Genomic DNA, 10,732 nt, shown 5'->3' with positions numbered 1-10,732 from the left:
CAGATGGCGGGCAGACAGGATACGGCAAGGCGTGCGCTGGTGACCGGAGCAACCGGGTTCACGGGCGGGCATCTGGCACGGGCTCTGGGCGAACGCGGCTATGCGGTTCGAGCGCTGGTAAGGGATCTGCAGGCGCCCAAGGCGCAGGCCCTAGCCGCGGTGGGCATCGAATTGGTCGAAGGCGATGTCGGCGATGCGCCGGCCATGCTGCGGGCAGCCGAGGGCATGACGCATATCTTTCATATCGCGGCGGTCTATCGCAGTGCGAACCATCCGGAGAGTTATTATTTTCTGATCAACCGGGATTCGGTAACGCATGTGTTGGCGGCCGCCCAGGCGCACGGTGTCGAGCGCGTCGTGCATTGTTCGACCTGCGGCGTACATGGCGATGTGGCCGAGATTCCGGCCAACGAGAACACGGCGTTCAAGCCGGGCGATGTGTACCAGCGCTCGAAGCTGGCCGGCGAGGAGATCGCTCGCCAGGCCATGGCCGAAGGCGCGCCAGTATCGGTGGTGCGCCCAACCGGTATTTACGGACCGGGCGACGACCGGTTTCTGAAGCTGTTCCGCACGGTCGAAAACGGTACGTTTCGCATGTTCGGCTCGGGCGAGATTGCTTATCACCTGACCTATGTCGACGACATGGTGCAGGGCCTGATTCTGGCCGGCGAGCATCCGGCCGCGATCGGCGAGGTGTTTCTGATCGGCGATGAGCACTACACCACACTGAATGCCCTGGTCGAGAAAGTCGCGGCTACGCTGGGTGTTAAACCGCCAAGGTGGAAACTGCCGGTGGCACCGTTGATGGCCGCGGCCACGGTTTGCGAGTTCGCCTGTAGGCCGTTGGGTATCGATCCGCCGCTGCATCGGCGCCGGGTGGCGTTTTTTACCAAAGCCCGGGCGTTTTCGGTGGATAAAGCCAAAACGATGCTCGGTTTCCAGCCGCAGGTGGCACTCGAACAAGGGCTGGCACGAACCGCGGGCTGGTATCGGTCGATGGGCTATCTCAAGTCGACCGAGGCCGTGCAATGAGTGCCGAAGTAAACGAACGGATGGCGGATATCGGCTCCGAACAGGCCGACCTGGATGCCTCGACCGATCGCTATGCGAAGCGTTTCGCCGGGCCAGCCGGGGCCTGGCTATTGTCTCGCCAGACCCAGGCGCTGCGGCAGTTGATCGGTAGCGACTCGGGCGTCCGCGTGCTGGATGTGGGCGGTGGCCATGGCCAGATCGCGGCACCGCTGTTGGACGATGGCCATGCCGTGACCGTTCATGCCAGCTCGCTGGCCGCGCTCGGCCAGGCCGGCCGGCTGAGCTATCCGCGGTTGACGCTATCGATCGGTCCATTGGCAGCGCTGCCGTTTGCCGATCGCAGTTTCGATATCGTGACGTCGTTTCGGATCATGGCGCATATCGGCGACTGGCGGAGCTATCTGGCCGAGCTGGCGCGGGTGGCCCGGTTGGCGGTGATCGTGGATTTTCCGATTCCAATCGGTGCCAATGCGTTACAGCCGTTCTTGTTCGGCGTGAAAAAACGCTTCGAAGGCGATACCCGGCGCTTCGCGATGATCCGCAAGGCCAGGGTCCGCCATACGCTGGCCGAGGCCGGTTTTCGCCAGCCCCGCGAGATCGGGCAGTTCGTATTGCCGATCGTGGTCCATCGAAAACTGCGCCGGCCGCGGCTTTCAGCCGCGCTCGAGCGGAGCTGTCGTGGCCTGGGGCTGGCGTCGGTGCTGGGTACGCCGGTGGTTTTACGGGCCGATCGTGAACTCGGCTAGGAGGCCTCCGATGTGGCTGCCAGACGCGGCCGAATCTCTTGGTCGAGAAAGGCGTTGAGCTTGCGCCGGTAGGCCGCGGGCGTGTATTCGGCGGCGACCCGGGCGCGGGCAGCGCTCGCCAGCCGCTCTCGCAGTTCAGGGTCGGTCAGCAGAGTCTGTAGCCCGCTGGCGATGCCTGCCGGGGTGGGCTCGACGAGCATAGCGATGTCGTCGTCCAGCACCTGGGTATGGGTGGCCAGGCGGGTGGCCAGCAGCGGCCGGCCGCTATCCAGATAGGAATAGATCTTCATCGGTGTGTTGCGCCCCTGGGTACGCGGCGAGGCCGTGATCGTGGCGCTGCGCAACAGGGTGCCGAGCTCGCTGACCGGCATGGGCCCGAGGAAGGTGACATGGTCGGCTAGGCCCAGGCGCTCAGTGCGTTCCCGATAGGCTGTGATATGCGCTGCTGTGCCGCCTACGACCACTAGCCGGGCGGGAGTTGTGGCCAGGTCCAGCCGCGCCAGGCCGTCGAGCAGCAGATCCAGGCCCTGGTAGGGCTCGAGGTTGCCGACATACATGATCACCGGCGCATCGTAGCGATCGCCGTCCGCGTTCGGCTCGGTCATAGAATCTTCGAGCATCGAGACGTCTTCTAGAATCTGGATCGGCAACGTGGGGGCATAGGATCGAAGCTGTTCGCCCAGCGCCGGGCAGCAGGCGATCGCCCCCAGAGCCCGACGGGCCGCCGCCCGTTCGACAGCATTCAGCATGCGCAGGATCAGGTGCGGCAGGTGGTATTTATCGTTGATCTGCTCGGGGATCGAACTGTCGATATCGAAGATATAGGGGCGACGGAACAGCGGGCGCAGGAGCATAGCCATATAGGCCGATTCTTCGACTGCGAGCACGAAGTCGTAGCGCACACGCCATTGGCGCCAAGCGATCATCGGCAGCATCATAGCGTCCGACAGCAGTTTTTTTAGCGAAAAGCCGGGCGGTATATGGCGTATGCCAGGCAAGCTGGGGACGCGAAAGAATCGACAGCCTGGGATGTCGATGCGCTGGCCTTCGGCGAAGGTAATGACGTCGACTCGATCGCCTCGGGCGGACAGGGTCTCGAGCAGCATCCTGACGGCGATCGGGGTGCCGCGGGGCACCATGAACGGTTGGGGCGCGAGTACTAGAATCCTCATTACCACCTCGCTACCCTAAGCGCGGCCCAAGCCGCGAGTACGCTCGGCATCGTCATGGCCTCGGCGGGCTGTTCGAAGCCTGGCCTGGGTCGGCTTGCGGTTCGGCGGCCGAGAAATCCCGGCCATTGCGCAGCCAGTCCCAGAGCAGCAGGCCGCCGCCGATCAGGCCCGAGGCATAGCGGAACACCACCACCAGCAGTGCGACTGCCAAACCCGCTTCGGCGCTTTGGCCGATGCTCTGGAAAAAGAAAACGAAGGCGCTTTCTCGCACCCCGAGGCCGTTGATCGAAATCGGCAGGACTTCGGTGAGATAGACCAGCGGTACCACCATCAACAGTTGCCAGAACGAGACATCGATGCCCAGGGCTGCGCAGTAAAGCGCATTGATGACGACGATGTTGGTTTGAAATAGCAGGCTGATGGCGGCCACCAGTAACAGGCAGCGTCGATCACGGCGATAAGCATTGAAGGATTCGAGCAGAGCTACCAGAAAACGCAGCCGCCCCGTGCTACGCGGCCGCAGCCAGCTCAGGGCACGGTCGCTGGTCAGCAATAGCCCGATCGTGATCAGCACTAGATATATCGCCACGCTGGGGGCGATGAAACGGCTGTCGGTCAGGCAGAGGCTGCCGATCACGGCCAGGGTGACCAGGGCTGTGAGCCCGGTTAGGCGGTCGAACAATACCGAGGAGGCGCCCTTGCCCAGCCCCGGGGCCTGATGGCGGATCGCATAGACCCGATAGATATCGCCGCCAAAACTGGTGGGCAGCAGCAGGCTCAGAAACATGCCGATCAAATAGGTTTTCCACAGCCTGAGCAACGGGAGCCGGCAGTGATCTGCCTGCAGGATCACATGCCACTTGAGTGCGCTGATGAAACCTTGGGTAAGCAGTAGCGCCAGCGCGGCCGCAAGAAAGCCGGGCTGGGCCTCGACACAGCGGTGCAGGGCCGATGAGACATCCAGCTGTGTGAACAGGAAAGCGATCAGGCCTGCCGAAACCAGCAGTTTGAGCACCGACTTCAGGCCGCTTTTCAAGCGTCGCCGTGGCCCCGCCGGCATAGTGCCGGTCGGCGGGCGCGCGTTCACTGGCGTGCCCCGATCGGTCGGGCTGGTACTCCGGCCACGATCGCATAGTCCGGTATGTCAGAAGTCACCACCGAGCCGGCGCCCACAACGACGCCGTTGCCGATGGTGCAGCCATCCAGGATCACGGCGTTGGCACCGATCAGGACGTCGTCGCCGATGGCTACACCGCGATCGTTATAGCCCTGGTCGGCGATCGGTCGGCTGCGGTCGCGAAACCGGCGACCATTGGCGGTAATGACCACGCCGGGCCCCAGGCGAACGCCGTTGCCGAGGGTGATGTCCTGGTCGGCCGCGGTCAGATGGTTGAAACAGCTCACTGCACAATCCCGGCCGAAGGTGATATTGCCGGTGTGCGTTTTGATCACGGCATAGGGTTTGACGACACAATTATCGCCGAAACGGATATGGGGAGAGACCTGTACCCGAGCCGCCGGGGCAACCAATGCCCGGTCGCGAAAGTAGAAATACAGCGAGGCCAGCGGCCCGGCCAACAGATAGCGCTGCGAGATCCGAGTGATAGAACCAAGCATGACCGTGCGTCTCCCCGTTTTTTTCAGTATTGGGTTTTAAGGGTGTGGTGCACCAGACAAAGGTTTTAAATTCGCGGTTGGATTGATTGCGCCTGTGAATCCCCCGGGCTATGGCGTGTTGTCGTGATGTTTCGGTTGCGGCAGTCAGTATGAATGGCAACGGTCTAAACAGCAGATTAGCCGCCGCGACAAACCGCGTCTAGAAAGCGTAGGGCAACTCTCGATGCCGTTCTGTACGGTGATCGCTCTGCGGATTCTAAGCATTTCTCTCGGCATGATTAATTAGAATTCCGCAGCCTATAGATGTTTTCTTCGTCAGAACCATCAAGGCTTAACCCTGATAGTGCGACAGTGCATGAGCGCCCGAGAACCGCCGATCGGGCCGCTCGATCGGTCAGCCGTGGAGACGAGGCCACGCGAGTCATTGCGCGAAGTGCCCAGTTCGTCGGTGTCATTGTGAGGGACAGCAGCCGATGGCCTCGCTAATGTGGCCTTGTGAATGTCGTTCACGGGCGTGTCGCCTAAGGGCGCCGTATGAAATCGAGTTTATGGTCGTCGAGCTAGAGCGGTTACCGGGCAGGATATGGAGATCGATCGTTCGAATACGGTTTTAGCCAGCCTGGGCTCGGCAGTCGCGGGCAACGCGTTTATCACGCGTGTTGAGCGGCCGATGTCTTAGCTGTTGCGGCCTGGTCAGTGCCTGCCGACCTTCTTTCGAGGGCATCGAGGCCGTTGACGACTATCTGGGTAAGTTCGGTCAGTTTATGTTTTGTATTGCGTTATAGATTGAAGATGGCCCAGGGGGTCGAGCTCGGAATTAAGAGCTGGTACTGATGCAGATACTTGAATTCAGCCAGGCTAGTCGCGCCCCGGTTATGTGATAAGAGCGTTCGAAGCGCTGCCGCAGCCGTTGCTGCGGCTTAGAAATGGCGTCGAGACAGACGGCTTTCGTGCACTTACCGCCGATAAGGGTCAAAGCCCGCAGCCTGAGATGCGTTATGGCTCCGGTAGCGATAAAGCCCCCGTGGGTGCCTGGCCGCAGGGTCGGGTCATTGGGATTAGCGCGGCAGCAGCCGAGCCTTGGATTCGTTGCGGCGTCAACAGACAGCGATATTCGGGCCGCAGATGTGGTTTTTCCTAGCCGTATTACAGATCGATCGGCTGGTGGCGTTGCCGGCCGCCGCTTTGGATGCGGGTAATCGAGGCCAGCAGGTCGCCCAGGCTGTGGCCGGCACGAAGATCCATGAACCGGCGGCTCGCGCCCGAGGGCAAGGATCGCGCCATAGCCGGCAGCCGTGGATACGCTGTTTGGATATAGCCAGAAGCGGGTGATGACGACGACCGCTGTTGAGACGAGCGATCGTAGCTAGGCCGTGATTAATCAGTCGCCGTAAACAGGATGGTGCATATCGGCTAGAACGGCGAATGATCGCGGGCATCGATCGGCTGACCATGCAGAAATGCCAGGGCTTCGCTGAGAAAACTACCCAGAACATCGGTTTTTCGTGTCTGAGCCCGAAGTACGGTCGAGAACACGACCATAGAACGATACCGATGACCAGGACACTGATGCCGAGCAGCGCCGGGGCGACTGGCCGAACAGCGCGGCGAGCCATGGCCAGAGCCCTGGCTGGCGATGCACGGTTCAGTTCCTACGCTTGCTGGGCCGGTGTGAGGCGCCGTCGGCGTTCGGATTCGATGTCTTTTAGTTATTACGGATATAAATATTGTCGGTGATAGTGCAAATCCAGCGGCTGGCTCGGCTCGGGACGGGCGGGTACTCGGCGCGCAGAACACGCGCTGGCCGCGTTGGCAATGGCCCGGAAGTCACGGGGAGCGGCAAAGCCGCAATGCGATCTGCCGATGTAAAAAATCCAGTGTGCGTTCATGATGCCCGACGACGGGCGGCGATATCTGATGAGCGGTTAGGGCCTGTTTGAGCCCTTCGAATGGACGTTCTTTATCGAGCGTGTGTTGCATACAGAAGGCCAGCCGGCCGACCTTGGCCTCTTCGGCGGGTAAAGGCAGCGGATCCGTGCCGGGCAGTACCGAACGGCATCGGTGTTCGCCTTCGGTCAAAAGCGATGGCCGCGGTGCGATTGTCGGGCGGCCAGCATTGTCGCCCAGGAACAGCAGCGGGAATCGCTGTCGGTCGTGGATGATCCGGCGTACGACTCGGCCGCGACCAAACCACCATTTGCCGAAGCCCCAGGGCAGGACCGGGAGGCCGCCCCGTCGCCGCACTTCGTCGATGGTGTGATCGATGGGCTGACCGTCTTCGAACGGGCCTGCGGCACCGAGTGCGAGGAGCTCGAGCCCTTCGGCGGTCGCGATCTGGCGGCCGGCGGTCAGGATCAATAGCGGCGCCTCGGCGCGCTCGGCTGCGAGCGATATCGATTCGGCCGTCGCCGATAATCTCCAGCGCCCGAGTGCCCCGGGGCGGAGCCCGCCGAAGGCATCGCGATCCGTGGTTTGGGTGAATAGCAGCATGCCCGGTGTATGCGGGGGTAAGCCAAGGTGGGCTGCGGCCTGTTCGAAATTGGCTGCCGCTGCATCCAGAAAGCGCTGCGGCGAAAAACAGCCATGTAGATGTACGTGCGCGTCCACGAAAAACATGACTGCGGCCTCCTTGAGGGCACCGGTCCCGTTGGGTGGGCGGTGGATGCTGAGTGGCCGGGCAGGCTGGAGGTTAGCCTTTGAAATTCAAGAATAACCGATTGTTGCCTGCGGCCTAATGAGACAGACGCTGCTGCCCTAACCCGGGGCTCGAAAAATAGATTCCGTTGCCTGTTGTGGACCATGAGCCTCGGTTGTGGTTATAGATTATGCTGAATGCGTAAAGAACGCGATGGCGAGGGCGGGTTCATGGGGCATGTCAAAAACGGCGGCCTGGTTTGGCGCCGGATGGCTATTGGGCGCCTACGGCGTCGGGCGGCGCGATGAGCCCCGAAGAGACGGTAGCCGTGCGCGCGCCTAGCTGCGATCGCACCGAGGCCGATGCCATCGTGATCGGCGGCGGCATCTATGGCTTGATGATTGCTCTGGAGGCCGGGCAGGCCGGGTATCGTGTACTGCTGCTGGAGCGCGATACGATCGGCGCAGCGACGTCGGCGAACTGGTTTCGGATCCTGCACGGCGGTCTGCGTTATCTGCAATCCCTAGATTTTCCTCGGGTTCTGGAGTCGATCGCGGAGCGACGTTGGTTTTTGCAATTCGCGCCGGATCTGGTTCGCCCGATGCGATTCCTAATGCCGTTGTACGGCAATGGCAGCCGGCGGCCAGCGATGTTTCGGGCAGCATTCATGGCCGATGCCGTACTTGGTATGCGCCGTAACGCCGGGCTAGGCCCGGACCAGCGATTGGCGCGTGGCCGGGTGCTCGATTCTGCGGCCACGTTGGCGCTGTGTTCTGGTCTGCAGCCTGAGGGGCTTCAGGGTGGCGCGCTCTGGTACGACGCGATCGCAGATGACAGCGGCCAGCTCATGGCCCGGATTCGCCGTCAGGTCGAGGCGACCGGCGGCTCGGTACGGGAAGGGATGGCGGCCCGCGATCTGTTGACCGAGCAGGGCAACGTGATCGGCGTATGGGCGGGCCGTTGTGGGCAGCCGGCCGAGCTGTTTCGGGCGCCGGTGGTGATTAACGCGGCAGGGCCCTGGAGTGATCGGCTGGCCGAGCGCTTCGGGCTGGTGTCGCCAAATTTTTTTCGGCCCTCGCTGGCCTTCAATCTGTTGCTGGATATCGAGCCGCCGGCCGAGCTTGGGGTTGCGGTGTCGCCGCCGGGCGCGACTCGACCCACATTGTTCGTCTATCCCCAAGGCCGACAGAGCTTCGTCGGAACCTGGCATGCACGCTGGCCGGGTGCGATCGACTCGCCGACGGTGCCCGAGGCCGAGGTCGCAGCGTTCCTCGAGACGCTAAACGCTGCACTGCCTGTATTACAGGCGCGCCGTCGGGACGTGGTGGCTATATTCCCGGGTCTGCTGCCGGCGCAAAGTATGGGCGGCGTCGAACCCGCCCACCACGAGGTTATCCATGATTATGGCGCAGCCGGTGGCCCGGCCGGCCTGTTTAGCGTTTCGGGCGTTAAGTTCACTACTGCGAGGCGGGTGGCCGAGAAACTGGTGCGTCGTCTGCCGGCGCGATCCAGGTGATACGCGGTTGGGCAGAGCGCCTGGGGACGCGGCGGTGAGCGTTGGACTTCGCCAGCCAGCCGGCTACGCTACGGTCGGTGATCGCGGGTAGCTCGGTATCGCTGTGACGCGGCTGGACCGTTACGTGGATGCGTTTATAGGCCGTCAAACGCGGCTGGCCGTTGTCCTTGACAGTCAACAGCATATGGATGCTCCGAGGGTGTAGCACCTCGGGGGCGATAAAACGGGCTGATGCGCCTTCGGCGGTGGGCGTGATCTCGAGCGGGCCGGCATAGCTGCGCTCCTGGGGTAGCGTTTGCCAGTGATAGCTCAGCTGGTGGCCATCGGGGTCTTGCCAGGAGCCGCTATGCACGCTGACCAGGTCGCCCGAACGTACTTGTCGGTGGATGACGCCAATGCCATGCTGGTTCACCGGGGCATGGTTGGCCTGGTCGTAGGGCGTCGTGCACCAGTCGAAGCGGGCCGCATATTCGGGTTGGAAGTCCGGTCGCCATCGGTAGACCGAGGCAATCAGCGGCGAGATATCGGTCCGGTAGCCGGCGATGCGGTCAATAGCATCGTGAAAGTGCTGCGGGTTGTCGGCATCTTGCTCGACGCGTCCGCCCCAGTTGGCCCAAGTCAGGCGGCGGACATTGAGCCCGTTGCGAATCAAGCCCATATATGTCGCCGAATCACCGCCCTTGATGCCGTGAACGAGGCCGAGCCGGCTCGACCATACGTCTCCGCCGCGATAATCAGGATAAATCCGGCCTAGTGCGCCGTGGCCTTTGATGTGTTTCTGGACCCAAGGCGAGCCGACCAAGCTTCGGTCGCCGCCGTGGTACATGCCCCGGGCGCCGCGTTTGCGGGTGATATAGAACAGCGCCGGAAACTGCGATTTGATCCACGGCCCAGTCGAATCCTGATCATTGGACGCCACGACCCGTATTCTGGATACGAATTCGGCGACTTGCGCCGGCGAGCGGGTCTCGCGCACCGTCCAGAGCGCCTGCGCCAGATCCGCCGATCCTCCCCAGATCACGATCCAGACCGGACGCGGGTCTGGTTTGTCCACACTCTGGATAATCCATTGCGAGGCCTGGGTATCTTTGCGGTGCCCGAGGCTCTGGTTTATGGGGACGTCGCGATCGGCCCGGGGCTGGCCGTGTTTGATCGTATCCCGCAGTTGGGCCGCGCTCGGATAGCCCGGAGCGTGCTGCATCAAATTGGGATGGCACTGGCCATAAGCATCCACGATGGCGTGGATAATCTCCGGCCGAGCCACCTGCCCGTGGCCGAGCCCGGAGGTGGCGATCAGGCCTTCGATATCGAACTCGTTGGCATACAGCATCAGCCGGATCATCGACTGGGCATCGTCCGGCTCGCGCACACCGGCTTCGAGGCTGGTCATATCGGTCAATACGATCAGCCGTGCTTTGGGGATCGTCGAGGGGCGCGGCGCCTTAACCGCAGGCGGCGACGTGTCACTCGCGTTGTTCGAGGCGCTGGCGGTATGCATCGTGCCATAGCCGATAAAAACGGCCAGCAGGATTGGAAGACAGAAAAGCCAGGATTCACGACGGACCATAGAGCGATCTCCCTGGCCCGCAACGCATAAAGACCGGGCCGATTATTGGAATCAGGGCGGCAGTGGCTCAAAAGCGTTATTTCAGTCTACCCGGCGGCATCGAAATCGGAATGGTTTTATGCCCAACGCAGCAGGACAGCGATCGCAGAGCTGCCCCTCGTGCAGAAGGCTCAAACGATAAAGGTTTGAACAGACACCCTTTAGATCATTTGAGTTCTTGCTGATCGTTATTGCGAGCTGGTTTTGACCCACCTTGCCGAAAAATGGTTGCCGCGTTCGTAGGCGCCAGTGGCGCGATATCCGGCGGGGCTTGGGCTCGCGGGATAAGGAATCCAAGGGCGCTCGCTAGGCTCGTCCAATCGCTGCTCGATAACGCGTCAGGTACGACGCGGTGCGCCACCGCGGCAGCGTAGGGCTATTCATGGATGGTAGAGGCCGTATTTCACC

General features: G+C 62.1%; 9 protein-coding genes. 3 read left to right on the top strand and 6 right to left on the bottom strand.

Going from position 1 to position 10,732, the window contains the following annotated elements; all coding sequences use genetic code 11:
- The first annotated feature begins 3 nt into the window (after nt 1-3).
- A complete protein-coding gene (locus tag V5738_RS17245) occupies nt 4-1,032 on the top strand; it encodes an NAD-dependent epimerase/dehydratase family protein (protein WP_423822053.1) in 1,029 nt (342 codons plus the stop codon).
- The gene (locus tag V5738_RS17240; RefSeq protein ID WP_423822052.1) at nt 1,029-1,778 is read left to right on the top strand and encodes a class I SAM-dependent methyltransferase; all 750 of its coding nucleotides are present in this window, start codon (nt 1,029-1,031) and stop codon (nt 1,776-1,778) included. The genes V5738_RS17245 and V5738_RS17240 overlap by 4 nt, the downstream gene beginning before the upstream one ends.
- Here the strand turns inward: V5738_RS17240 and V5738_RS17235 are convergent.
- The 5 genes from V5738_RS17235 to V5738_RS17215 all read right to left on the bottom strand — a co-directional run bounded on the left by V5738_RS17235 (nt 1,775) and on the right by V5738_RS17215 (nt 7,183).
- Nucleotides 1,775-2,950: a glycosyltransferase family 4 protein gene (locus V5738_RS17235; RefSeq protein WP_423822051.1), complete on the bottom strand. Its 1,176-nt coding sequence runs from the start codon at nt 2,948-2,950 to the stop codon at nt 1,775-1,777. The genes V5738_RS17240 and V5738_RS17235 overlap by 4 nt on opposite strands.
- Nucleotides 2,951-3,002: 52 nt before the next feature.
- Nucleotides 3,003-4,037: a lysylphosphatidylglycerol synthase transmembrane domain-containing protein gene (locus V5738_RS17230; RefSeq protein ID WP_423822049.1), complete on the bottom strand. Its 1,035-nt coding sequence runs from the start codon at nt 4,035-4,037 to the stop codon at nt 3,003-3,005.
- Entirely contained in the window at nt 4,034-4,567 is a 534-nt protein-coding gene (locus V5738_RS17225) for an acyltransferase (protein ID WP_423822047.1), read from the bottom strand. The genes V5738_RS17230 and V5738_RS17225 overlap by 4 nt, the downstream gene beginning before the upstream one ends.
- Before the next feature lie 1,413 nt (nt 4,568-5,980).
- Nucleotides 5,981-6,109, bottom strand: coding sequence for a hypothetical protein (locus V5738_RS17220; protein WP_423822046.1), 129 nt, complete (start codon nt 6,107-6,109; stop codon nt 5,981-5,983).
- A gap of 285 nt (nt 6,110-6,394) precedes the next feature.
- On the bottom strand, nt 6,395-7,183 hold the full coding sequence (locus V5738_RS17215; RefSeq protein ID WP_423822045.1) for a hypothetical protein: 789 nt from the start codon (nt 7,181-7,183) through the stop codon (nt 6,395-6,397).
- A gap of 323 nt (nt 7,184-7,506) precedes the next feature.
- On the opposite strand from V5738_RS17215, the gene V5738_RS17210 reads away from it, so the two are divergent.
- Complete coding sequence (locus tag V5738_RS17210) at nt 7,507-8,718, top strand: FAD-dependent oxidoreductase (protein WP_423822043.1); 1,212 nt, start codon at nt 7,507-7,509, stop codon at nt 8,716-8,718.
- On the opposite strand, the gene V5738_RS17205 is transcribed toward V5738_RS17210, so the two are convergent.
- Entirely contained in the window at nt 8,660-10,285 is a 1,626-nt protein-coding gene (locus V5738_RS17205; RefSeq protein ID WP_423822042.1) for a nucleoside hydrolase-like domain-containing protein, read from the bottom strand. The genes V5738_RS17210 and V5738_RS17205 overlap by 59 nt on opposite strands.
- Nucleotides 10,286-10,732 lie beyond the last annotated feature (447 nt).

Origin of the sequence: Salinisphaera sp. SPP-AMP-43, assembly GCF_049568105.1 — a bacterium.
GTDB lineage: Bacteria > Pseudomonadota > Gammaproteobacteria > Nevskiales > Salinisphaeraceae > Salinisphaera.
This window is presented reverse-complemented; position numbering and strand designations above follow the sequence as displayed.